We start from the raw sequence: 23,593 nt of genomic DNA, 5'->3' as shown, positions 1-23,593 counted from the left end.
TCCAGTCCTGCCTGGCCAAACTGGGTGTACCCAACTTGACCAAGAGACAGGACATGACGACGCAGCACCAAGACGACCCGGAAGAGCCGTTTTTCATCATCGAGGAACTAGAGGCCGAGATGAGAGCTGTCGGGTATGTATTCGAGCCTCCCGCCTACGTCTCCACGGTGCGCTTGTCCCAAATCCTGGCCGGCTCTCCGATGACAAGTTGACGACCAAGACGGACAACTGGGCAAACCAGGAGCGCAGGCGCCAATGACAGCTAGCCTAGACGTTTTGCCAATTCCTCGGCCTGTGGGATGAGCATCAGGGGTGTACCACAATGGCCCGAACCGTGGACTCAAGGCTTTCCATGAAATAAGCCAAAATTTCTTTTCGCTTCGCCGGCCCAGCATTCGGTATTTTTATAAGAAACTCACCCACCGAAGGTGGTTGGATAGGTGGCGTTAACAAAAACTGCAGAACAACTTTAGAAAACTCTCGCTCACTTTCTTTGGAGTTATGAGCAATATGATTTCTTATTTTCTTTGCCTGCAACAAATACTGTTGCGAAGCCGCAATAGCCGTACGCACTGGCTCCCCACCATTTATATAAATACCCGATCGCTCCATAACAACTGACGGGCTTGTCCAGTCGAGAAACTGTTGAGACGAGACAACCATTTCTCTAGCGTGGCCTCTATCACGAGGCGCAACAAAGCACGCAATGGCATTGCCGGACATATCTACTTCGCCTGTCAAGTAAGATAAAAAAACCTCTTCTAGAAAATTCTCATAGGCACGAAAAACTCGAAGAAAAATAGCTTCATAGAGCAAGAATCGCTCTGAGTCCTCTATACCAGAACCAGGGTTATTTGCTTTATCTCGCAATCGTTTGCTTACTGCTAGAGTATTGGAAAACTCTGCATAATGATCGCCGACTGGCATTACAGCGCTCTATTTATCAATTCACAGATAAAAGTGCTACGCAATTTACGTGACGACAAATCCGTAGTCGCTCGTCGAGATGCCTCTATAAATGCCCTATAGTCGTCGTCAGGTGCAACAGCATCTTTCGCAGTGACCTCATCATACCTTGCGCTAATCTCATCTAACACAGACCTCAAAACTCCAAGATTCTGCTGATTTAATGCAGGTCTAGGCGCATCTTCTAACCCGCCGATGCCAAACATGCAATGAGCCACTGAACAAAATAAGGAATAAAAGAAATGTATGCGCGCAAAGTTTGAAACCATGAGTTCATCGGTAGGATAGACCTCACCAATGACAGCCATCACAGAGTCAAATTGCTCCTCTGCTCGAGCAACCACATTCTCATCATCATCGTATTTTTTGTATAGATTTGGTATCGCTTTTTTGGACTGGACCCCCTCTACCAAAGCTCCCAGCAGATCCGACGACAACTCCGCCTCAGCCATTCGCGTAACAGTTTTTTCAGAAACAACCCCACCCTCTATCCAATAACGAACATATCGAAATCCAAGATGATATGCGGACTGCTTAAAAAAGCCGAGATATTGGGCATTTAACAATTCCTGCGGATTAAGCTTAACCGAATACGTATTCAATCTCGCAAAAACATCAAGAATATCTTCAAATGAGAGGTCGAAAAGCATATCGACGCCAATCTCATACTTAAGGAACTCCGACTGCACCTCCTCAGGGAGTTCCGCATACCGCCGCCCAGCAAACTCCCTGTTGTGCGCGCGAGAAATTTTGAAATCTCCCTTTATGAAACTGAGAATTGCACGCAGTCGCTGTTGCCCATCCACCACGGTGCGGACGTTTCTTCCAAGATTTAATGTCTGAGTTATCAATACCTTAGGTATTGGCTTACCGCGAATGATAGTGTCAATAAGGTATGACTTTGCCTTTTCCGTCCAGACAGAACGGCGTTGAAACTGCGGCGACAACTCAAGCAGAGAGGTTGCGTCCCACTCCACGAAATCAGAAATATTGTAGGCTCGGGTGTCGAAGTTCTTCATTTTAAATCCGAATTGAAAGGCGAGTAATTTCTACCGCATCGCACCATCGTTAGATAATGCCGGTACATTGCCATTCCTTATATCTATAATTCCGCGTGTGACGACCGCTATTTAGACAATTAGCTATTTTAGGCGCTTTGCGAGTTCTTCTGCTTTGGGATGATAGTACCGCATCAACATACGCGGGTCTTTATGACCAGTAATCTTCATCAGCTCATGCATTGGAAAAATTGACGCCAGGCGCGAAGTCGCCTCATGCCGCAGATCGTGAAACCGCAAATCCACCAGAAAGCCGGCCAACGGCCTTTCTTTAGCCTGCTGACACTTTCCCTCGTAACGCTTGCGCGCCCGCTCCACAGCCCGTTCAAACGCCCGAGTAACTCCGTCAGCCCGGATACCGAACACCAGCCCTGCCCCCCTCCCCTTGGCGTCCAACCCATCCCAAAGTCCATGCAACACTGCAACTGCCACTGACGACAGCGGTACATCTCGCGCACTGCCGTTCTTTGTCGCCGGCAAATGAGCCACCCGGTGCTCCAGGTCAATATGCTCCCAGCGCAGGCCGACGATATCCCCGCGCCGCGTGGCCGTCTCCACGGCTAGCCGAACGATCGAGGGAAGCAGGGCCGAGTGGCTTGCAGCAATTACCCACTCCAACTCACCCTCCTGCACAGCGCGCGCATCATCCCCGCCCTCTGCATCCTCAAGAGGCAGCTCCAACTCCACCACGCGCCTCACACGCGCATTCTTGACCACTGGCTTGCGCATAATCTCGACCGGGTTGGAAAGGCTCTCCATGCCCTATTCCTTGCGTGCCACGCTGAACACATGCGACAGCACAGCCAGTCGTCGCAATACAGTCGCCGGCGCATAATCCTGCAACCAGGCATCCCGAAGACTGGCCAGGCCGGCCCCACGGACCGACGCTAGCGGCCGAAAGGCCAGCGGCAAGGTCAATAGCGTCTTGATGACGGAGGCCTCCTGCACCTTGCCTTTCTTGTGCCGTACGATCTCCGCCTGGTAGCGCTCCAGCGCCTCCCGCGGCGTCGTGGACTCCGCTTCGCCACGACTGATCCACACGCCCCGAGCCATTTCCGACTCGATCATCTTCGCCCAGGCCTCGGCCTCGACCTTGGTGTTGAAGGTCTTACTTTGCGCGGGGTAGCGTCGCTTGCGTATCTGCGCCTCCCACTGGAACGGGCCGCGCTTGCGAAAAGTAGCCATGCCACAACAGCTCAAAATTAGTGTGGCAAATTTGTGGCAAATAACCTTGAATTAGTCAAAGTACATTGATTTTATTGGTGTGTAATTTGCGTTCGCAATGCGAAGGTCGGGAGTTCGATCCTCCTCCGCTCCACCAAGATTTCCAGTAAAAACAAGGCACGTTGGCTTGCTAGCGCGCACCGCAATCGCGGAGAATCTAACGTTTCAGTGGGCTTGATTGGAGGTGTCGTCCCTTGCGACAGACGACCATCTTCACGATTCGGAAAACGGGTTCCGCAGGTTAAACGTGTCCTCGAAGATCTGGCCGTGATTCATGTCTTCCGTGTATAGCGTCTGACATCCTGCACCAACCGCCGCCGCCAGGATACATGCGTCATAAAAACGCTAACCGATAGCGTCAAGACGACTGCATGGATATCTCCTGCAAGATCCTGCCGTCCTTCTGGATGACGTCGCTGTCGGCAATCCGTTTCTTGTCATGGAGCACAACGGCAGCGCGGAAACAAATTGAAGCGCCCGTCCGTCAGTGCCGCGTCCCACGTTCCAAGCATGTAACAATCGTTAAGTATAGTTTTCATCGTGCACGAATCTCCCCGATTCGCACTAACATCCGACACTTCGATTTACATCCGATCTTGGCGTCCTATCGAGAAAGGTACGTTTCAGATCTGCAAGACATGACGGATGAAGCCTCATTACCCGAACGATTCTTGATCGCGGACGATCACCCTACCTTCCGTATCGGCATGCGCGAGATTATCCGGCGCATCGCTCCTAACGCCCAGGTAGACGAGGCAGATCATCTGGAGGCGATCTTCCAGTACGTTCGAGAAGAAGGGCCACCGGACACACTGATTCTGGATCTGCTCTTTCCAGGCCAAACCTCACTCACCTGGATCGCGACGTTGCGGCAGGCTTGCCCCAGAAGCTCACTCATCGTCGTATCGATGTACAACGACAAACAGAGGATCGACGCAGTGTTGGCCTCTGGCGCCGATGGCTTCATCGGTAAATCGGTCCCTCCGGGGGAACTCGGAGAGACGATCCAGGCTATCCGCGCCGGTGACATCGTAGTGCGATACAACCGCACGCATCTGCCGGGCGAGGCTGACCCGCTCGACGCGATGCAGTCGCTCACCCAGCGCCAACGCGACGTCTTGGGCATGCTGGTGGACGGACTGACCAACAAGGAGATTGCCCGCGCCTTGAACATCTCTCCTTTCACTGTCCGTATTCATGTATCGGCATTGCTTCGGGCCTTGAATGTCACGTCGCGTTCGGCCGCGGCATCGTTAGGCGCGAAAGCCGGCTTGAGCACGCCTAAACCCGACGCACTTCTCTAATCTGAACGCTATCCAACTAAGCGTTCAGACCCGGACCAGATTGGCGGGATGCGCCGCCTCCAAGACGAGCGATGTCAGCAGTGACCGCAGTTCGGCCGGCCTCACCGGCTTGGCCAGGATCGGAAGGTCCGGATCCGCTAGCTTGCCGCGTACGGCCTTCGTGTCATGTCCGGTCAGTAGCAGCGCCGGCAACTGCGGTCCCAGCGCCTGTCGTATTCGGGCAATGCACTCCGCCCCGGTGATTTGGGCATTGAGGTCATAGTCACTAATGACGACATCGCAGACGCCAGGCAGCACGGGTAGCGTAGTCGCGCGTTGAACGATGCATCCCCAGCGCTCCAACAGCAAAGCCGTTGCCATCAGCACATTGACATCATCCTCGATCAGCAGGACACGTAGCCCGTTGAGTACACTCGCCCCCTGTTCGCCGCTGCGCAACTGTGCCTTGGGCAAATGACGGACGATCTCGAATCCGTCCACGTTCACTACGGTGCCGCGCCCGATCGTGGATCGAATGGAAACAGCGGCCCCCAATAACGTACAAATCCGCTTGACGATGGACAGGCCCAGCCCGAGGCCGCCGATGTCCTTGTCGCGTTGCTGTCGCACGCGGTAGAACTCGTCGAACACCTTATCCAGGCTCTCCTGTGGGATGCCCCGTCCTTGGTCATACACCTGCAGCGACAACCTATCACCGCGTCGTCTTGCCGCGACCAGCACAGGTTTTCCTTCCCCATACTTGACCGCGTTCTCGACCAGGTTCTGAACGACAGTACAGATCAAGTTCGGATCGGTACGGATGAGATGATCGCCGGCACGCACGCGCACGTCGACATCGGCCCAGCGCGCGGAATCACGGCTTTCACTGATCACCGTGTCCAATAATTCGCGCACCGGCACGACGTCGAACCTGGCCTCCAACCGACCGCTATCCAGCGTGTAGCTATCGAGAATCGAACGGAACAGGTGTGACACGCTATGCAGGGACCGATCTATGTTGTCGACCAACTGAGCCTGGCGAGCATTGAGGTGCTCGTCCCGCAAACAGTCCGTGAACAGCGCGATGGAATGGATCGGCTGACGCAGATCGTGGCTCGCCTGTGCTAGAAAACGGGTCTTTGCAAGAGTTGCTTCGCGCTCCCGCTCATAGGCGCGCTTGTTTTCACGCAACAGCACATGGGTATATGCGGGGACCAGCAACGTGGTCAGCAACAGCGTCCACATGATGTAAGGCTGTGCCTGCCAGTAAGGTGTTACCTGCCCCACCACTAGCAACGTGGCGAGCGCGATTCCAGTCGAAATGGCCAGATAGGCCGACCCATAGCGGATGCCATAACCCACCGTGACCCACAGCACCAACGCGTAGACGGGAAGCAGATCCTCATCACCAAGGATCATGTGAAAGCCCAAGGCGGAATAGTCGAGCAACATGGCGAAGAGCCGCCTGCTGGGGTAGTTACCCGGCCAACGCACGATGGCAAAACGCAACACCAGAGAAACGATAATGAACAGGGTCCCATGCGCCGCCATAAGCCGTGCGGAGGACTGTGGCAACATGCCCTCCATCGCTAACAATGGCGCGTACAGCGTTCCCAAAAAACCGAGAACCAAACGCACGGTCGCTTGCGCGCGCTCTGTATCTTTTTCGTTGTTGGCCATACCTCGAAGCATCCTTGTCTTCGTACCGGCACTATTTTCGGCGTTCTATTGGCGAAGGACCTTCTGGGAAACCCTGATTCATCCGCTGGCGATGAGCTAGTACCTATTAGTACACATGTACTAGGTCTTTCTCTATCGGGAACTTTTATACTGCTGCATCATCGCCTTCCCAGATTTCTGCACAATCGAATCTTCCCGATCTGACGGCTTCTGGATGCGCGGCCTGGGGCATTCCCAATTGAATGCAAATTTTATCGCGGCGGCGCTTGCGCGCTTGGGATCGTCAATGGTTCGACTGCTGATTGCCATCGGCTTGTACTTATTGTCTGGCCTTGCCTTCGCAGAGGGTGGATGCCCCCAAGGGCAAACGCCAAAACAGTATGGCGGCGTATGGGGTTGTGCCCCGGGCGGGACGGATGCCCCCGTTCAACAGCAGGAAGCCGCCCCGCCACAACCCACGGGCTATTGGGTTACCAAATGGGGCGCTATTGGCGGTGATGCGGCCAAGGGCATCTTGGGCGTTTCCACCGGCATGCCCAACGAGAAAGCAGCAATTCAGGCCGCACTCGCGGACTGCCGGTCGAAAGGCGGTGGGGGCTGCAAGCTCGATATCTCCTACTACAACCAATGTGCCGTACTCGTCACAGGCAACAAGCTCTACAACACCTCCAGCGCGGAAACGATTGAAGCCGCCACGGCAAAGAGCATGGCTACGTGCCGGGCCGCTGATGTGAACTGCCGGGTTTACTACTCCGGATGCAGCATGCCGGAGTTCGTCGCCTACTAAATGCAGCGCACACCGCATGCCAGAACGCCGAAACCAACTGCCGTGTCCCCCACACGGGTGGCCATGCATACGCGGCAGCCAATGCTTTAAAGGACTTCAATGATGGCGAGAATCTTTCTATTGCTGATCACCCTCACGCTCAGTGGAGCAGCCTTCGCAGAGGGTGGATGCCCGCAGGGACAGACGCCGCGCCTCTATGGTGCCGTGTGGGGATGCGCGCCTGGCGGAACGGACGCACCTGCCCAGTCCGAAGCACCCGCGCCGCCCCAGCCCACTGGCGAGTGGAAGGAGGCGTGGGGAGCGTTTGCTGCCGACAACGTCACCGGCACGCTGGGCACCGCCGTGGACCGGCCCAACCGCGCAGCTGCTGAACAGGCCGCGGTGAGTGACTGCCATGCCAAAGGCGGCAAGACCTGTCGGATCGAGCTTTGGTACGCCAATGCATGTGCCGTCATGGTGCTGGGTGCCAAAAAATATTACATGCGTTCAGCACCCTCCATCGAAGAAGGAACCAGAGCAGGCATGGCGCAATGCAACGCGTCGGACAGCAACTGCCGCCTCTACCACTCAGCTTGCAGTGAGCCGAAATTCGTTCCGTACTGAGCAGCAACAAGCTGCGCGCATAAGTGACGCCCATCAAAGCGTGACGGATCTCCCGCCTTTGGCGGCTTTAATACGACAACAAGCATAAGGATGTTTATGAAAACCAGTCTCACCCTCTCTCTGGCAATGGTCATTTTGGCAACCGCAGGCTGCACCACGATGGGAACCAACGAGGCGATCGTGCCCCTGCAAAGTGCCACCGCCGAGATGATCGGCTTGGCTTCGTCGGACGAGCTTTCGGTGACCGACGTGAAAGCCAGTCAACCTGATGCGTTGGGCGCACAGGACCTGAGCTATATCGCCACTACAACGAAGGGACGCCGCTTCGATTGCACTGCACGCATGATGCCGGGGCTACTGATCTCGGCGCCAACGCTAACGAAGCCTTCCTGCACTCCGGTGCAAGTGCACTCGATCAAGAAATCCCGGTAAGGCGGCATCGTTGCGGGCAGGAGCTAGCAGCAAAACGCGCCATGCTCTGCCCGCTACGATGCGCCATTGCAGCCGATAGCCATTGCGAGTCCGCCTAGGACAGCTATTGCCGCTCGGCACGGAGATATACGCCACACGCTCAATTCCCGGCCCTCATAGGCGCCACTCCATCTTCGGTGCCGACATGTGCTGCTCTCCAGCAACTAGCATTCAGCTTTCGTTTGGGCAAATAAGAGGGGCCGGTTTCTTCTTCCACCTCGCAGCGTCAGCCTGGGGGTATCTATAGGGGTAGCAAAGAAGCTCCGACCACACTTTTTTCTTATGAATCAACTGCTTATACGGGCTGTTTGGTAGCCCTCCGCTCCACCAAAATTCCAGACAAAAAGGCCTTGGAAACACAACGTGTTCCAAGCCTTTTTGTTTCTACAGGCTTGATTTTATTGACCTATCGGCTGGTATGGCCGCCCCGGAGCGCATTGGTAATCGACGCGTTTTTGGGGTTCGTCCAAGGCAGGGAATACAGCTTTTTGTCCCCTGCGAAAGACTTGTCGATTTGCGCGGCCACTGCGGGAGAGCTCTGGTAGATATCGACAAACTGACGAATGCGGGAGTCGTTCTTGTTGTCGCTACGGGCCACGAAACGGATAGCGTAGTAAAGATCGTCAATCGTGGAATACTGAAGCGCTTTGCTGGCCAACTCCGGTTGGCCAGCGTTGACGAAGTGCGCGGGATACCCTTGGGCAAGCGCGAGGTCATCCACCGCGCGCACCAATTGCGGCCCCTCCACCTCCACGAGTTGCAGCTTTTTGGGATTGCGCACCACATCGTTGACGGAGGCTTTGGCACCTACACCATCTTTTAGTTGAATCAAATCTGCAGCCTGCAACAGCAGCAAACCACGCGCTTGGTTGACCGGATCATTGGCCACGCCGACTTTGGAGCCGTTGGGAATGGCGGTCAACGCGTCATATTTCTTGGAATAGAGGCCAATATTGGGTAACAGACCATACGCCACGCTTTCGATTTTGTAGCCTCGCTCGGTCACGGCGTTGTCCAAGAATGCCTGGTGCTGGAAGTAGTTCAGATCCAGGTCCCCGGACTCCAGTGCGGTGTTGGGTGTGGTCCAGTCGGTGAACTCAATGACTTGCACATCCAGCCCGGCTTTTTTAGCCTGTGCAGCGGCAACATTGACGGAGTCGGCCAAAGAACCGGGCGTGACACCGATTTTCAACGGCGCGGCATGTAAGCTGCCCACGACGGCCACTGCAGCAAAAGCAGATAAAACACGGAATTTAAAGCAGGTGAAAGACATGCAAGATTCCTGGAAAAAATCGGTATGCAAATGGAAGGCTGAGACCCTGGAGAAAACCCGTCACTGCGCTTGTGCGATAGCGGCCGGCACAGGCTCAACCGATTCAGCAAAGCGGGTCAATGCGCGTCGCCATCGCGCGGCGGGATGGTGATCGGGCAAACGGTCACCACGACCAAAAAGCTGTTGGCGCAAGGTGCCTCCGTCATATGCCGTACGGTAACGGCCGCGGTTTTGCAGTTCGGGGACGATGACGTTGGCAAAGTCCTGCCAGGTCTCTGGCACGACGATGCGTGTGAGGTTAAAGCCGTCAATCTCGCCCTCGTCGATCCAGTGCGTCAATGCATCGGCCACCTGGTTAGGATCGCCCACAACGGTGTTGTAGCGGCTGCCTAAGGCGAATTGCTCCAGCAGCTTGCGGCGCGTGGTCCAGCCTTGCTTTTTCGCCGCCGCCGCGGCCGATTGAATGGCATTGCCTTGGCCGAACTCGATAGGCTCATCCAAATCATATTGGGAAAAATCCACGCCAGTGCTGGCGGCGAAATGAGCCAGACCACCTTCGGCACTCGCGTGGGCGAGGTAGTCAGCGTACTTCTCTTTAGCCTCGGCCTCGGTTGCACCGGTGACTACGGCGACGCCCGCGTAGATCTTGATGTCATCCGGCTGGCGGCCGNCCNCCACTGCCGCTTGACGCAACTTGCGCGAGGCTTCGCGTGCCGCAGCCGGATCGCGCGCGCCAATGAAAACGCCTTCGGCATGCTGCCCCGCAAACTTCAGTCCACGCGCAGAGGTACCTGCCTGGAATAGCAACGGCGTGCGTTGCGGCGATGGCGCGCTCATGTGAATGGCATTGCTGCGATAGAACGGCCCTTGGTGGAACACGGGATGCACCTTTTCTGGCAGCGCATGGATGCGCCGTGCCTTATCGGCAATCACTGCGCCATCCTCCCAACTACCCTCCCACAACTTGTAAGCGAGTTCCAGAAAGTCCTCGGCACGGTCGTAGCGGCTATCATGCGCATCCAGGCCATCTTGGCCCAAGCCGCGCGCGCCACTGTCCACATAACCCGTGACGATGTTCCAACCCATTCGGCCATTGGTGAGCTGATCCAGCGTCGTCACATCACGGGCAAAGGTGTAGGGGTGGTGCGCGCCGACAGTAGCCGTCACGCCGAAACCCAAGTTCTCGGTCACCGCCGCCATCGCGGAGATCAACAGCCACGGGTTGTTCACCGGCAGTTGAATGCCCTCGCGCAACGTCAAGTCCACACCCTTTTGGTAGACGTCGTAATAACCAATCACGTCGGCGATGAAGATGCTGTCGAACAGCCCTTTTTCCAGCGTTTTGGCAATGTCCGTCCAGTACTTGAGCGTATGGTATTCGGTGGAACGGTCACGTGGATGCGTCCACAAACCATGGTGAATGTGGCCCACGCAATTCATATTGAAGGCGTTGACGTGGATATGTTTAGTGGCTTGGGTCATGGCGGGAATTCCGTTGGTACGCAAAAAAGACACAGCGCATCACAAGGCTCCGTAACGCGGCGGGTTGATGCCGTTCAACACATAGTTGCCAATGGCGTTGAACTTCCACCGCACAGGATCGTGCAGCGTATGGGTACGCACATTGCGCCAATAGACATCAAAGCCACGGTCGGCAAAGGTCGACGAGGTCCCGCCGAGTTCCAGCAACTTATCCGCCGCCAATAATCCTGCACTGTGCGTGAGCGTACGAGCCTTGGCCACGGCGATGGATGCGGCCGCCACGGTGTCATCCGTTGGATTGGCCTGCGCAACGTCTACAAAGGCGCCCGAGCGGCGCAGCAACAAACGTGCAGCGCACAGGCGCACGTCAATATTGCCAATGGCATGCAGCGTCAAAGGGTCTTGGCTGGCACTATCAATACCCGCATCCACCCATGGGCGCGTATGCTCGCGCACGTAGGGCAACATAGCAGCAAGGGCGCCCTCACCCACGCCCAGATCAATAGCTGCGTGCATGATTTGCGCCAACGGGCCAATGGGTGTGGGCGAATCAAAACTGGCCTGAAAGGGCACAATCCATGCCGGGTCAATGAGCACATTTTCCAACGCCACTGAGCCACTGCCCGTCACGCGCTGGCCCATGCCATCCCAGTCATCCGTCACCGTCACACCGGCTGCCGCACGCGGCACAAACACCAGCACGCTGACGGGTTCATCCGCACCGCCCCGCCATTGCATGGCCTGCACGGGAATCCAGTGCGCAAAAATGGCGCCTGTGCAATAAAACTTTTGGCCATTGAGCACCCATTGGCCATCCTTGGGCTCCAACCGTGTGCGGCGCTTGTGGTCACGGTGGCCGATCTCTGAAAGCGCATTGCCAAACCGCTCTCCCGCCAATACCCGATCGTAGAAGAAACGTTTTTGCGCGTCAGTGCCGCCCACGCGCAACACTTCCAGCGCATAGAAATGGTTTTGGGGAATGTGACCCAGCGAGCCGTCGGCCGCGGCTATGGTGGCGATGACTTGCGCCAACGTCCATGCGCCGGCGCCCAGCCCCCCGTGCGTTTTTGGCACGGTAATGGCCCATAGGCCGCTGGCACTGTAGTCTTCCATCTCCGACCAAGGCAGACGGCGATCACGGTCACGTTCATGTGCGCTTGGCGCCCATTGTGCAGCCAAACGCTGGGCGATTTGCAGGGCCTCGGCTTCGGTTGCAATGGAATGTGGGCGTTGCTTGGACGCCGCGACAGGAGGGGCCGCTGGCACATTAGTCTTGGTCTCTTGGGCTTTGGCCTCTGAGCGGCTGATGGAGCTGATGACGGTCATGGGGCACGAATTTCTCTTGAAGTCTTCCGACTGGTTGCTTGGGCTCAATTCCACTGGTGACGCTTGGGCAGCGCACCGTTGAGGCGGTAATTGCCCAGCAAGTGATATTTCCATCGCACAGGGTCATGCAGCGTATGCACGCGCGCATTGCGCCAGTAGCGATCAAAGTTGTGTGCCGCACGGGCCGATGAGGTGCCAGCCAGCTCGAACAAGCGCTCGCTGGCGTGCAACGCGGCCTCGGTAGTCAGAATCTTGGCGCGCGCAACCTGTACGGAGGCTGTCGCACTGCTCTCTTCCGTGATAGGCGCGGCCTGCAGTGCGTCAATCGTATTGGCCGCTTCCAGCAGTGTTTCACGAGCGGCATCCACTTCGACCTGTAACTGCGCAATCTCCTGGATGATGTAGGGATCTTGCCATGCGTGTTCGATCCCCGAATGCATCCACGCCCGCGTTTTCTCCCGTACGTAGCGCACTGCCTCGTCCAGCGCGCCTTGTGCAATGCCCTGGTCAATAGAGGCTTGAATCAACTGCGAGAATGGCCCCGACAGTGTTGGCTTGGCGCTGGCGGCGTAGATGGCCACTACATCATCTTCGCCCACTGGCACATCGGTCAGCACCACGCTACCGCTGGCAGTGGTGCGTTGGCCAAAGGCGTTCCAGTCGTCAATGACTCGCACACCCGGCGCATCGCGCCGCACCCAGACCTGCACGGCGCGGCCTTGCTCGTCGGCGGCGCGAAAGGGAATCCAATGCGCAAACATGGAGCCGGTTGAGTAAAAGCGCGTGCCGCTCACGCGCAGGCCGCCATCGGCGGCGCGGCTCAGGCGCGCAGTAACGTCAGTGACGGTAGCCGCTTTGCTTTTTTTCTCTGGTCCGGCATTGCCAAAACGCGCGCCGTTCAACACAGCATTGAACCAACGCTGCCGTTGCGTCTCGGTGCCGCTATCTTTGAGGTTTTGGATCAGCGCAAAATGGTTTTGCGGGATCTGCCCCAGCGAGCCGTCGGCCGCGCTGATGATGATGAATACCTGCGCCAGCGTCGCATTCGATGCCTCCAACCCGCCATAGGCTTTAGGAATGGTGATAGCTGCCAAGCCGCTGGCAGAGTAGCGCTCCATCTCATCCCACGGCAGCAGGCGTTGGCGATCCCGCTCAGCAGCCGTTTCAGCGAATTCGGCGGCCAATTGATGCGCGATCTCAATGGCCTCAGCCTCGCTGGATATGGCGTGAGGTGCTTGCGGCGGCAGTGGCAAGCGCTGCGTGCTGGCGGTTTCCGGCAAAGCTTCGCCCAGAGCATTCCGATCGGTCATACGATGTTTCTTTGATCTCAAGAGGTTGGGCGTGGCATTGGCTGCCGCGCCGGTACTCAGGTTGTGTGTGCCTGAATCAATCAAGGGAATATTTGAAATTCGCGATGCACGCGCGTTTCGCCTTCGCTAAACCATCAACGGCTGCGCAGCCATCGCACATAGCGGTCGCCGGCCTGCTGTACCACCATGACCAGCGCAATCAGCACGGCAATGACAATCAGCATCACTTGTGTGTCAAAGCGCTGATAGCCATATCGGATGGCCAAATCGCCCAAACCGCCCGCCCCTACCGCACCGGCCATGGCTGATGAACTGATCAACGCGACCAAGGTAATCGTGAAACCGCCAATGATGCCCGGCAACGCTTCCGGCAGGTAGACGTGGCGCACAATGTCCCACTTCTTGCAGCCCATGGCCTGGGCCGCTTCGATCAGGCCCGAGTCGACCTCGCGCAGGCTCACCTCTGCAATGCGTGCAAAAAACGGCGTCGCGCTGATTGCCAGCGGCACAATGGCGGCCCATACACCGATAGTCGTACCAGCCACCACGCGCGTGAACGGGATCAACGCCACCAGCAGCACGATGAACGGCGTGGCACGGAACCCGTTGACCACACTGCCCACCATGCGATTGATGTTGGGCGACGCCAAAAACCCGCCTGGCGCGGTGACGATCAGCAGCACAGCCAGCGGAATACCGGCACAAAAGGCGAAACCGCCAGATACGCCCACCATCACCAACGTGTCCAGCAGCGCTTGCCAGTAACGCTCAGCGGGGATGCTCAGATTCCACGACACAACCGATGTCCTCAATGTGATGCGCAATGGCCGCCGGGCCCTGCGTGAGAGATTGCAAATCAGGCAGCGCCACATGCCCTGCAATAGCGACCAACAAACGCCCGTGCGCGTGGCCCTGGATGCGGTCTACCCCGCCATGCACCAGTTGCGGCTGGCCCGGCAGGCTGCGGACAATGCGCAGCAAATCGGGCTCCAGGCCGCCTTCCCCACTGTACGAGAGTTGCAAAATACGGCTGTACCTGCCTGAAGGGTGCGGTTGCCGAACCAGGCGTGCTTGCAGGTCGTCTGGCAGGCTGTGTTGCAACGGCGCCAGCAGCGCCTTGGTGGCATCGTGCTGCGGGTTGCCAAAGACTTTCCAGACTTCGCCTAACTCGGCCACGCGTCCCTTTTCCAATACCAAGACGCGCTCGGCAATTTCGCGGATGACGCTCATCTCGTGCGTGATCAGCACGATGGTGATACCCAAGCGCCTGTTGATGTCCTTGAGCAGGCTCAGGATGGATTGCGTGGTTTCCGGGTCCAACGCGGAAGTGGCCTCATCGCACAGCAGAATCTGCGGCCCCGTGGCCAACGCGCGCGCAATGCCTACGCGCTGTTTTTGCCCGCCGGAGAGACGGCTGGGATAGGTGTCCGCCTTGTCTTGCAAGCCCACCAATTGCAGCAATTCCTGGACGCGTTCGGCAATCGCACGCGGGGACACGCCCGCGACTTTCAATGGCAGGGCTACATTTTCGTAGACCGTCTTGGCAGACAGCAAATTGAAGTGCTGAAAAATCATGCCGATGCGGCGGCGCAGTTGCACTAGTTCCGATTCACTGAGCGAGGCAATATCCACGCCGTCAACCAATACCTGCCCGCCTGTAGGTCGTTCAAGCCGGTTGATGGTTCGCAGCAGGCTGGACTTGCCTGCGCCGCTGCGGCCAATGATGCCGAATATACTGCCTGGTGCAATGTCCAAATCGATGTCTTGCAGCGCCGTCACCGCCCCTGCGGACGAACGATAGATTTTAGAGAGATGGCGAAACGCCACGCTGCCGGCTTTGTCAGTGTCAGGCCGAACGCTTGCATGGCCAAAGCGGCGGAGGTCAGATTCACTGGAATCAATGTGAGACATCTCACCTTCATCAAAATGATCCAGATTGCGCCGCAACGCTGACGTATAAGCCATGCACATCACTCCTTGCTGCCAGCGTCTTGCCATGCCAAGGTGTAGAGACGCTCATCATCGTTGAAGGCCGTCTTGCTCACATCGCGCACAGCTTGCGATTGTTGGTAGATGCCAATGAATTTTTGAATGATCGGATCTTGTGTGCGATCGGCCTTGACGACGAACTGAATCGCAAACTGCGCGTCTTCAATACCCGAATAAGCCAACCCGCTCGAGGGATCAAATGCCTTGGCCGCCACGATGAAATGCGGATAGCCTTGAGCAAGGTCCACATCGCCCGTAATGCGCACCAACTGCGGACCTTCCACCTCCACAAAGCTGAGCTTTTTGGGATTCTCCACAATATCATCCAAGGTGCCCAGATAGCCCACATCGGGCTTGAGCCGGATCAATCCCACCTTTTGCAGCAGCAGCAAACCGCGCCCTTGATTGACCGGGTCGTTGGCAATACCGACCTTGCCGCCTTGGGGCACTTGATCGACGGACTTGTGCTTGAGCGAGTACAAGCCGACATTGGCCAAAATACCCGTACCCGCACTGGCGAGCTTGTAGCCATTTTTCTCAATGGCATTTTTCAGGAAAGGCTGATGCTGAAAATAGTTGATATCGATATCGCCGTTGTCCACCGCAACGTTAGGCGTCGTCCAATCAGTGAACTCAATCACCTCTACGTCGATGCCTTGCGCTTTGGCGTCTTTAGCCGCGGCGTTGATGGAATCCGCATAGGCGCCTGGCACCACGCCAATGCGTAGTTTGTCAGCGGCATGGACAGGCAGAACAGCCAGCGCAACAGCACTGGTCAAGAGAAATTTCGTTAGATGCTCAAGCATTAAAAACAACCTCATTCGGCTGACCTGCTAGCGCAGGACAATCTCGGGAAGGCTCTATTTAATAGGCTCAGTGCCCCATGCACCACGATAGAATATTCATTTACTTATACAGGTGAATCTGAGCACCTAGCCACAAAATATGCATATGAGAACGGTGAAGGATTCACCGCATACGCATAAATTCCCACACATAGATTCCGCCGCTGGATTGCATACTCATGCTGATGCACTTGTGGTTCAACAGCTCGGTTAGTTCGTCCAACTCGGGCTCGACTTCATCAAAAGAATTTTCACCATTAATTCAATAAACGTTGTATTATCGAATAATGAATGAAACCCAAGCTATTGCAGCCCTTTCCGGCCTGGCCCACCCCCAGCGGCTACGCACGTTCCGCGCGCTGGTCGTGGCCGGCCTGCCCGGGCTTACCCCCAGTGTCCTGGCTGACCAGCTCGGCGTTGCGCGCAACACGCTGTCTTTTCATCTGAAGGAGCTCACGCATGCCGGCCTGGTCAGCGTCGAACAACAGGGGCGCAATCTGATTTATCGCGCCGATTTTTCTCAGATGAATGGGTTGCTTGGGTATCTCACAGAGCACTGCTGCGAAGGAGCTTCTTGCGAGGCATCCAACCCTGGCGTCTGCACAACCTGCTAAAGAGGAGTTCGCCATGAAACGCTTTCATGTCCATCTGCACGTTGATGACCTGGCCAGGAACGTTGGCTTTTACTCCCAGCTGTTCGCCCGAGAGCCTGCTCGCCTCGAATCGGACTACGCAAAGTGGATGCTCGACGATCCTCCAGTAAATTTTGCGATATCGACTCGCGGCTCTGGCCAAGGAGTCGATCATTTCGGCATTCAAACCGAGAGCCCCGAGGAGCTCGCCGCATTGAAGTCCCGAGCGGAGGCAGCTAGCTTGATCCTGGAGAATCAAGGCGAGACCTCTTGTTGCTACGCCCGGAGCGAGAAGTACTGGATCACCGATCCCCAAGGTTTGGCATGGGAGCACTTCCACACACTGGGCACCATTCCCATCTACGGCGAATCGCACAGTACGCCCACCAACGACTCTGCGATGACCGCCTGCTGTTCGCCGTCAACCAAAACCTCGACATCATCCAATTGCTGTACCCCGAAAGCCGTTACCCCTACTCGCTGCTGCTAGGAATCTCCATGTCGCGCTCATCTTTCAACGTGCTCTTTCTCTGCACGGGTAATTCCGCCCGTTCGATCCTGGCCGAAGGGCTGCTCAAAGGTCTGGCTGGCGATCGCTTCCAGGCGTACTCCGCCGGCAGTACACCCAAAGGCGAAGTCCACCCGCTCGCGCTGGCCACTCTCAACTCTTATTCGTTGCCGACCAATGGCTATCGAAGCAAGAGTTGGGACGAGTTCGCTGCCGCTGATGCGCCAAAAATGGATTTCATCATCACGGTGTGCGACAACGCTGCTGGGGAAATCTGCCCCGTCTGGCCGGGCCATCCAATGACGGCGCATTGGGGTGTGCCTGATCCCGCCGCGCATGAGGGAAGCGAGGAAGAACGACTGAAGGCCTTCCATGACGCGGCGCGCATGCTCAAGCGCCGGATCGAACTCTTCCTCTCCTTGCCGCTCGACCGCCTGGATGCCATGTCGCTTCAGACCGAACTTCACGGCATCGGCCAGTCCCGGGAGTAAAAAGATGTCGTCTAGTGCACAGGCGGCGTCGGCTGCACGCCAACGCTCCGGAATGAGTATTTTCGAGCGCTACCTCACTTTGTGGGTCTTCCTCTGCATCGTGCTGGGCGTGACGCTTGGTCAACTGATGCCGACGGTGTTCCAGGCTATCGGACACTGGGAAGTCGCCCAGGTGAACCTGCCCGTTGGGATTCTGATCTGGGTAATGATCATCCCGATGCTGCTCAAGGTGGACTTCGGTGCGCTAGGCCAGGTCAAGCAGCATTGGCGTGGCATCGGCGTAACCTTGTTTATTAACTGGGCGGTAAAGCCGTTCTCGATGGCCTTTCTGGGCTGGCTGTTCATTCGACAGATCTTTTCCCCCTGGTTGCCTGCCGATCAGTTGGACAGCTACATTGCGGGCCTGATCCTTCTGGCCGCTGCGCCGTGTACCGCCATGGTGTTCGTGTGGAGTCGATTGACGGGCGGTGATCCCGTTTTCACGCTGTCGCAGGTAGCGCTGAACGACACGATCATGGTGTTCGCCTTCGCGCCTGTCGTTGGGCTGCTGCTGGGCCTGTCGGCCATCACCGTACCGTGGGACACGTTGTTGGTTTCAGTCGGGTTATACATCGTCATTCCGGTCATTCTCGCCCAGCTTTGGCGCCGCGCGCTGCTGCGCCGCGGCCAAGCAACATTCGAGGCAGCGCTGGAGAAAATCGGGCCGTTCTCGATGGCGGCTTTGCTGCTGACGCTGGTGCTGCTGTTTGCATTCCAGGGCGAAGCCATCATTGGCCAGCCGTTGGTGATCGCGATGCTGGCCGTGCCCATTCTCATACAAGTGTTCTTCAATTCAGGTCTGGCGTACTGGCTCAACCGCCGTGTCGGCGAAAAGCACAGCATCGCGTGCCCGTCTGCGCTGATCGGAGCATCCAACTTCTTTGAACTGGCCGTTGCCGCCGCAATCAGCCTGTTCGGATTCCAGTCCGGCGCTGCCCTGGCGACGGTCGTCGGTGTGCTCATTGAGGTGCCTGTCATGTTGCTCGTCGTTCGGATCGTCAATCAGAGCAAAGGGTGGTACGACGCAGGCCTGCGGCAGGACTGACATGCGAGGAGCCTCGGTTCGGGTAGTAGGTACCTTGGGAACGGCCCAGACGCTGGCTTGGGCGTCGTCCTACTACCTCCCAGCAATGCTCGCGGATCCGATGGCCCGGGACCTGGGCGTATCGGCGCCGACGGTCTACGCCGCCTTTTCCATCGCCATGGTAGCTTCAGCGCTGGTGGGCCCGTGGGCAGGTCAGGCGATTGACCGTCGTGGTGGTCGTATCGTCCTAGTCAGCACGAGTTTGCTGTTTGCCCTCGGGTTGGGGATGCTCGGTGCCGCCCAGGGCCTTTGGCTGATGGTTGCAGCGTGGCTCGTCATTGGTGTGGCGATGGGTTCCGGGCTCTACGAGGCCGCCTTCTCCAGCCTGGTGCATCTCTATGGTCATCATGCCCGTGGCGCCATCACGGGCATTACCCTGATTGCCGGCTTCGCCAGCACCGTTGGATGGCCGCTCTCTGCCTGGATGGAAGCGCAATTCGGTTGGCGCGGCGCATGCTACGGTTGGGCTGTCATGCATCTGTTGATCGGCTTGCCGCTGAACGCCTGGCTTCCCAATGCCCCGGCTGTAGCGAAACCAGCAAACCTGAACGCCAAAGATGCGGAACACATCGACGCGTCTCCAACGCCTGAGGTGGGGCAACAACGATATGCCACTTTCCTCTTGGCATTCGTGTTTGCGGCGACATGGTTCATCAGCACGGCCATGGCGACGCATCTACCGAGGATGCTGGAAGCGGCAGGCACTACGCTCTCTGCAGCCGTGGCCGTGGGAGCGCTCATCGGTCCCGCACAGGTAGCCGGTCGCCTGCTTGAGTTTGGTCTTCTACGACAAGTTCATCCATTGCTGTCAGCGCGGTTGGCCGCCCTAGCGCATCCAGCCGGTGTGGCGGTGCTGCTGACCGGCGGCCCAGTAATGGCCCCGCTGTTTGCCATACTGCATGGGGCAGGCAATGGCATATTGACCATCGCTAAGGGCACTTTGCCGCTGGCGCTGTTCGGCCCCCAAGGCTATGGCGCACGCCAAGGCTGGCTGATGATGCCGGCGAGGGTCGCACAAGCCCTTGCCCCGTTTGTCTTCGGCGTGGCGCTGGATACTTGGGGAGCCAACGCGCTCTGGCTATCCGGAGGCATCGGCCTGGCTGCCTGTGCCGCGCTACTCTTGCTGCGTGCACGGCACGCGGTCCATTGAAATCCAAATCTTGCATCAACGGAGGTGTCTCATGAGTGCCATCACGATTTATCACAACCCTGCCTGCGGAACATCGCGCAATGTACTCGGCCTGATTCGCAACAGCGGCGAAGAGCCGACGATCATCGAGTATTTGAAGACTCCGCCTGACGCCGAAACACTGAAGTCGTTGATTTCCGCCATGGGCGTGCCGGTGAGAGACGTGCTCCGGCAGAAAGGTACACCGTACGACGATCTGGGACTGGCGGATCCGAAATGGACCGAGGAGCAACTGATCGACTTCATGCTCCAGTATCCGATCCTGATCAATCGCCCCATCGTGGTTACCCCTCTCGGTACTCGCTTGTGCCGTCCATCTGAGGCGGTTCTGGATATCTTGCCGCAACCACAGCGCGGTGCATTCAACAAGGAAGACGGCGAGCCGGTGATCAACGCGGAGGGCCGTCGTGTCTGATTTGCCCGTTGACCTGCCCAACATTGACGCGCCGCTATTCCAAGCTCCCGATCACACCGAACTGTTTGCGCCTGAGCGGGCTACCCATGCACCACGCTTCTTGCTGCTGTATGGATCGTTGCGCGAGCGCTCGTACAGCCGCCTGGTCGCTGAGGAAGCGGCACGACTGCTACAGGCCCTGGGCGGCGAAACTCGTTTGTTCAACCCGTCCGGTCTTCCGTTGGTCGATGACGCCAAAGACAGCCATCCAAAGGTTCGCGAGTTGCACGAGCTGGTGCAGTGGGCAGAAGGCATGGTGTGGAGTTCGCCTGAGCGTCATGGCGCGATGACAGGGCTGATGAAGACGCAGATCGACTGGATTCCGCTGTCCGTGGGCGCCGTGCGCCCGACCCAGGGCAAGACACTTGCGGTCATGCAGGTGTCGGGTGGGTCACAATCGTTCAACGCCGTAAACCAGATGCGCCTGTTGGGCCGCTGGATGCGGATGCTGACCATACCCAATCAGTCGTCGGTAGCAAAGGCGTACCAGGAGTTCGACGACGCGGGGCGCATGAAGCCCTCGCCCTACTATGATCGCATCGTCGATGTCGTCGAAGAGTTGATGAAGTTCACCTTGCTCACGCGGGATGTCGCACCGTATCTGGTGGACCGATATAGTGAGCGAAAGGAAGCGGCGGTTGCTCTTTCGACTCGGATGCAGCAGCAATCCATTTGAGGTGAGGCCAGCCCACCTCATGGAATCCGATCGGCACTTTCCTACTATCCCACCCGTGTAGCTTAGGTTGGACGCGCGGCATGTTGAATATTCACCACATCCCCCTCGCCATTCACCCAAAGCACTGGCATTATTCCGCGCGTAGGGCACACGAATAAATATTCAACAAGGAAAGAAAAGTGCGATCCCGTTTTCTGAAGGCCCTGCTGGCCTGCCTGTGCTGCGCCACAATAACCGCTTGCACCACCTGGGACGTGGCGATGCTGCGACATAAGGGCAAGCCCGTCAACGACATCGTGGCCGAGTGGGGTGTTCCCGACCGCGTCTACGCCAGCGAAGACCTGCCGATCGGGCAACTGGTCTACATGTGGCAGACCTCCGGCGAAGTCTCCTGGAACGAGGCCGTCGGCACGTTCTACGTACCTCCGCCCGGCGGCGTCAGCTACGGTTTCGGCAACAACACTGGCACCATCTACGAACGGCGCACGGGCATCGCCAGCTGCTACACCATGCTCCATGTCGACGAAAAGGGCATCGTCGTCGGTGGAGACCTTGTCAACAACGGCACGACCTGCAAGATGTGGTGAGGGTGGCATAACTCGGGCCGCACACACGCCCGCTAGCTTGCCTCCCGTCGGACAACCAGCAAGAGATCCCCTAACGATGAACATGAAAACCGCCTTTGTCCCGTTGCTCGCCCTGGCCCTGCTGTCCGGGCCGACCCTCGCTGCCGAAAAGGAACCCACGCCCGGCGACATCTCCCGCGCCATCGCCTATACCGACGTCATGCGCGCCTACGCCTATAGCAAGCAGGCCAATGAATTCAAGGCGCTCTACGACAAGATCGGCCCCGGCCAGGACGGCCTGCAGGCAATGACCAACGCCGCCAATCTCATGACCCTGGCCAACCAGGCCATGCGCGCGGCCTGCACACGCGAACCACACTACGTGGAAAAAGGCATCGAGGCATTCCGCTGCAGCAAGATCAAATAGAACGGTCGGCGCTACGGCTGTGCCGGCGCCATGCGACAAGGTCTAGCCCGCGATTTTCGATAGTTGTGGAGACATCAATTGGGCGCAGGCGTATGCATTGCCGGGCAGGCAGCGCCAATACAGGGTCAGCGGCGACTCGTGACTGTCGTGGCTGAGCAGCCAACTGTCATCTTCGGGAACTTGGCGGATGCACACGCGCCATTGTTGCAGCAGGGTTTCGGCCCCACTGTGCCTGTGCGTCGGGAGACTGCTTTGCCCATGCTGCCTGCAGAATGTCATCGCGCCTGAAGATACGGAGCCTGTTCGAAATACTCGATCAGCAACTCAATCAAGACCCGTATTTTCCGCGCGGGATGCTGCCCCGGCGGGCGAATGACATAGATACCTGCCGGCGGCGGCGGATAGCCTGTCATGATAGGAACCAGCGCGCCCGACGCGACATACTCATAGGTAACGCAGTCAGGCAGCCAAGCGACGCCGAGCCCTGCCGCTGCAGCGGCAGCCAAAGCGATGCCGTTGTCGGCTTTGAAGCGGCCCTGCGGGCGAACGGTGACGATCTTGTCGCCGTCCATGAATTGCCAGGCCTCTGTGCCTTGCATGAGTGCCTGATGAACGAGCAGATCATCTGGCGTCCCGGGCGCGCCATGCGCATCGATATAGCCGGGGCTGGCCACGAGCTTGCCATAGAGCGGCGCAACGCGCCTCGCGATCAAGTTGGAGTCCTGCAGATAGCCAACCCGTATCGCACAATCAAAGCCTTCTGCGATGAGATCGACAAAGCGATCACTATACGAGGCATCAATATAAAGCTGCGGATGACGTCGCCCCAGGTCGGCAAGCACGGGAGCAAAATGATCGGGCCCCAGCGAGACCGGCACGGCCACTCGCAAGCGACCGCGTAGGTCGCCCGTGGGCAGGATCGTATCCCTCGCCACGTCGATCTCGGCGCAGGCCCTGGCCGCATGATCTCGAAACGCAGCCCCTGCCTCAGTCAGTGCGGCGCCACGCGTGGTACGCGCAAGCAACTGAATACCCAACTCTGTCTCCAGCCGCAAAAGCCGCCGGCTGACGATTGATTTAGAGATACCGAGCCGGCGCGCAGCGGACGACACGCCGCCCGCGTCGGCCACGCTGACAAAGGTCTGCAGGTCTTCTATATCCATTCAGCGTTCCTCATGTTGCGACACAGCGTACCTCAAAAGGCCGGTACCGCATCATAAATGGAAATGC

Annotated in this window: 25 protein-coding genes and 2 pseudogenes; 14 read left to right on the top strand and 13 right to left on the bottom strand. The window is 57.6% G+C overall.

What is annotated here, in order from left to right; all coding sequences use genetic code 11:
- The first annotated feature begins 53 nt into the window (after positions 1 to 53).
- The gene (locus ACNA0I_RS11860; RefSeq protein WP_415806207.1) at positions 54 to 212 is read left to right on the top strand and encodes a transcriptional regulator; all 159 of its coding nucleotides are present in this window, start codon (positions 54 to 56) and stop codon (positions 210 to 212) included.
- A gap of 94 nt (positions 213 to 306) precedes the next feature.
- On the opposite strand, the gene ACNA0I_RS11855 is transcribed toward ACNA0I_RS11860, so the two are convergent.
- The 3 genes and pseudogenes from ACNA0I_RS11855 to ACNA0I_RS11845 all read right to left on the bottom strand — a co-directional run bounded on the left by ACNA0I_RS11855 (position 307) and on the right by ACNA0I_RS11845 (position 3,209).
- Positions 307 to 927 carry a hypothetical protein gene (locus ACNA0I_RS11855; RefSeq protein ID WP_415806206.1) on the bottom strand — a complete coding sequence of 207 codons (621 nt, stop codon included), beginning with the start codon at positions 925 to 927 and terminating at the stop codon, positions 307 to 309.
- The gene (locus tag ACNA0I_RS11850) at positions 927 to 1,985 is read right to left on the bottom strand and encodes a DUF262 domain-containing protein (protein ID WP_415806205.1); all 1,059 of its coding nucleotides are present in this window, start codon (positions 1,983 to 1,985) and stop codon (positions 927 to 929) included. The genes ACNA0I_RS11855 and ACNA0I_RS11850 overlap by 1 nt, the downstream gene beginning before the upstream one ends.
- A gap of 123 nt (positions 1,986 to 2,108) precedes the next feature.
- A pseudogene (locus tag ACNA0I_RS11845) lies at positions 2,109 to 3,209 on the bottom strand (tyrosine-type recombinase/integrase).
- A 677-nt stretch (positions 3,210 to 3,886) separates the two neighbouring features.
- Here ACNA0I_RS11845 and ACNA0I_RS11840 point away from each other — a divergent pair.
- Entirely contained in the window at positions 3,887 to 4,552 is a 666-nt protein-coding gene (locus tag ACNA0I_RS11840; RefSeq protein WP_415806204.1) for a LuxR C-terminal-related transcriptional regulator, read from the top strand.
- 24 nt (positions 4,553 to 4,576) lie between these two features.
- Here ACNA0I_RS11840 and ACNA0I_RS11835 read toward each other — a convergent pair whose 3' ends face one another.
- Positions 4,577 to 6,211 (bottom strand): ATP-binding response regulator, encoded by a 1,635-nt coding sequence (locus ACNA0I_RS11835; protein WP_415806203.1) that lies wholly within the window; start codon positions 6,209 to 6,211, stop codon positions 4,577 to 4,579.
- A gap of 286 nt (positions 6,212 to 6,497) precedes the next feature.
- Between ACNA0I_RS11835 and ACNA0I_RS11830 the strand changes: the two genes are divergently transcribed.
- The 3 genes from ACNA0I_RS11830 (at position 6,498) to ACNA0I_RS11820 (ending at position 8,033) form a co-directional block, all read left to right on the top strand.
- Entirely contained in the window at positions 6,498 to 6,998 is a 501-nt protein-coding gene (locus tag ACNA0I_RS11830) for a DUF4189 domain-containing protein (RefSeq protein WP_415806202.1), read from the top strand.
- A 99-nt stretch (positions 6,999 to 7,097) separates the two neighbouring features.
- Entirely contained in the window at positions 7,098 to 7,601 is a 504-nt protein-coding gene (locus ACNA0I_RS11825) for a DUF4189 domain-containing protein (protein ID WP_415806201.1), read from the top strand.
- A gap of 96 nt (positions 7,602 to 7,697) precedes the next feature.
- Entirely contained in the window at positions 7,698 to 8,033 is a 336-nt protein-coding gene (locus tag ACNA0I_RS11820; RefSeq protein WP_415806200.1) for a hypothetical protein, read from the top strand.
- 445 nt (positions 8,034 to 8,478) lie between these two features.
- On the opposite strand, the gene ACNA0I_RS11815 is transcribed toward ACNA0I_RS11820, so the two are convergent.
- The 8 genes and pseudogenes from ACNA0I_RS11815 to ACNA0I_RS11780 form a co-directional block, all read right to left on the bottom strand.
- Positions 8,479 to 9,345 (bottom strand): MetQ/NlpA family ABC transporter substrate-binding protein, encoded by an 867-nt coding sequence (locus ACNA0I_RS11815; RefSeq protein WP_415806199.1) that lies wholly within the window; start codon positions 9,343 to 9,345, stop codon positions 8,479 to 8,481.
- Positions 9,346 to 9,405: 60 nt separating this feature from the next.
- Positions 9,406 to 10,015 (bottom strand): annotated as a pseudogene (locus ACNA0I_RS11810) (LLM class flavin-dependent oxidoreductase); the annotation flags it as partial.
- 4 nt (positions 10,016 to 10,019) lie between these two features.
- On the bottom strand, positions 10,020 to 10,827 hold an 808-nt coding region (locus tag ACNA0I_RS11805; protein WP_415806198.1), incomplete at its 3' end, for an NtaA/DmoA family FMN-dependent monooxygenase.
- A 39-nt stretch (positions 10,828 to 10,866) separates the two neighbouring features.
- Positions 10,867 to 12,153 carry an SfnB family sulfur acquisition oxidoreductase gene (locus ACNA0I_RS11800; protein WP_415806197.1) on the bottom strand — a complete coding sequence of 429 codons (1,287 nt, stop codon included), beginning with the start codon at positions 12,151 to 12,153 and terminating at the stop codon, positions 10,867 to 10,869.
- Between the two features lie 44 nt (positions 12,154 to 12,197).
- Positions 12,198 to 13,463: an SfnB family sulfur acquisition oxidoreductase gene (locus ACNA0I_RS11795; RefSeq protein WP_415806196.1), complete on the bottom strand. Its 1,266-nt coding sequence runs from the start codon at positions 13,461 to 13,463 to the stop codon at positions 12,198 to 12,200.
- A gap of 134 nt (positions 13,464 to 13,597) precedes the next feature.
- Positions 13,598 to 14,260 (bottom strand): methionine ABC transporter permease, encoded by a 663-nt coding sequence (locus ACNA0I_RS11790; protein WP_415806195.1) that lies wholly within the window; start codon positions 14,258 to 14,260, stop codon positions 13,598 to 13,600.
- On the bottom strand, positions 14,232 to 15,374 hold the full coding sequence (locus ACNA0I_RS11785; RefSeq protein ID WP_415806268.1) for a methionine ABC transporter ATP-binding protein: 1,143 nt from the start codon (positions 15,372 to 15,374) through the stop codon (positions 14,232 to 14,234). Before ACNA0I_RS11785 ends, ACNA0I_RS11790 begins: the two co-directional genes overlap by 29 nt.
- Positions 15,375 to 15,433: 59 nt before the next feature.
- The gene (locus ACNA0I_RS11780; protein WP_415806194.1) at positions 15,434 to 16,258 is read right to left on the bottom strand and encodes a MetQ/NlpA family ABC transporter substrate-binding protein; all 825 of its coding nucleotides are present in this window, start codon (positions 16,256 to 16,258) and stop codon (positions 15,434 to 15,436) included.
- A gap of 326 nt (positions 16,259 to 16,584) precedes the next feature.
- Between ACNA0I_RS11780 and ACNA0I_RS11775 the strand changes: the two genes are divergently transcribed.
- The 9 genes from ACNA0I_RS11775 to ACNA0I_RS11735 all read left to right on the top strand — a co-directional run bounded on the left by ACNA0I_RS11775 (position 16,585) and on the right by ACNA0I_RS11735 (position 22,363).
- The gene (locus tag ACNA0I_RS11775; RefSeq protein WP_415806193.1) at positions 16,585 to 16,911 is read left to right on the top strand and encodes an ArsR/SmtB family transcription factor; all 327 of its coding nucleotides are present in this window, start codon (positions 16,585 to 16,587) and stop codon (positions 16,909 to 16,911) included.
- A 13-nt stretch (positions 16,912 to 16,924) separates the two neighbouring features.
- Positions 16,925 to 17,419 carry an ArsI/CadI family heavy metal resistance metalloenzyme gene (locus tag ACNA0I_RS11770; RefSeq protein ID WP_415806192.1) on the top strand — a complete coding sequence of 165 codons (495 nt, stop codon included), beginning with the start codon at positions 16,925 to 16,927 and terminating at the stop codon, positions 17,417 to 17,419.
- Between the two features lie 8 nt (positions 17,420 to 17,427).
- A complete protein-coding gene (locus tag ACNA0I_RS11765) occupies positions 17,428 to 17,928 on the top strand; it encodes an arsenate reductase ArsC (RefSeq protein WP_415806191.1) in 501 nt (166 codons plus the stop codon).
- Between the two features lie 4 nt (positions 17,929 to 17,932).
- On the top strand, positions 17,933 to 19,012 hold the full coding sequence (arsB, locus tag ACNA0I_RS11760; RefSeq protein WP_415806190.1) for an ACR3 family arsenite efflux transporter: 1,080 nt from the start codon (positions 17,933 to 17,935) through the stop codon (positions 19,010 to 19,012).
- A 1-nt stretch (position 19,013) separates the two neighbouring features.
- Positions 19,014 to 20,201: an MFS transporter gene (locus ACNA0I_RS11755; protein ID WP_415806189.1), complete on the top strand. Its 1,188-nt coding sequence runs from the start codon at positions 19,014 to 19,016 to the stop codon at positions 20,199 to 20,201.
- A gap of 31 nt (positions 20,202 to 20,232) precedes the next feature.
- Positions 20,233 to 20,655, top strand: a complete 423-nt coding sequence (gene arsC / locus ACNA0I_RS11750) for an arsenate reductase (glutaredoxin) (protein ID WP_415806188.1) — start codon at positions 20,233 to 20,235, stop codon at positions 20,653 to 20,655.
- Entirely contained in the window at positions 20,648 to 21,370 is a 723-nt protein-coding gene (arsH, locus tag ACNA0I_RS11745; RefSeq protein ID WP_415806187.1) for an arsenical resistance protein ArsH, read from the top strand. The genes arsC and arsH overlap by 8 nt, the downstream gene beginning before the upstream one ends.
- 179 nt (positions 21,371 to 21,549) lie before the next feature.
- Positions 21,550 to 21,957, top strand: a complete 408-nt coding sequence (locus ACNA0I_RS11740; RefSeq protein WP_415806186.1) for a hypothetical protein — start codon at positions 21,550 to 21,552, stop codon at positions 21,955 to 21,957.
- A gap of 76 nt (positions 21,958 to 22,033) precedes the next feature.
- A complete protein-coding gene (locus ACNA0I_RS11735; RefSeq protein WP_415806185.1) occupies positions 22,034 to 22,363 on the top strand; it encodes a hypothetical protein in 330 nt (109 codons plus the stop codon).
- Positions 22,364 to 22,638: 275 nt separating this feature from the next.
- Here ACNA0I_RS11735 and ACNA0I_RS11730 read toward each other — a convergent pair whose 3' ends face one another.
- Positions 22,639 to 23,526 (bottom strand): LysR family transcriptional regulator, encoded by an 888-nt coding sequence (locus ACNA0I_RS11730; protein WP_415806184.1) that lies wholly within the window; start codon positions 23,524 to 23,526, stop codon positions 22,639 to 22,641.
- Positions 23,527 to 23,593 lie beyond the last annotated feature (67 nt).

It is taken from the genome of Bordetella muralis (genome assembly GCF_965139205.1).
Classification (GTDB): Bacteria; Pseudomonadota; Gammaproteobacteria; order Burkholderiales; family Burkholderiaceae_B; genus Bordetella_A; species Bordetella_A muralis.
This window is presented reverse-complemented; position numbering and strand designations above follow the sequence as displayed.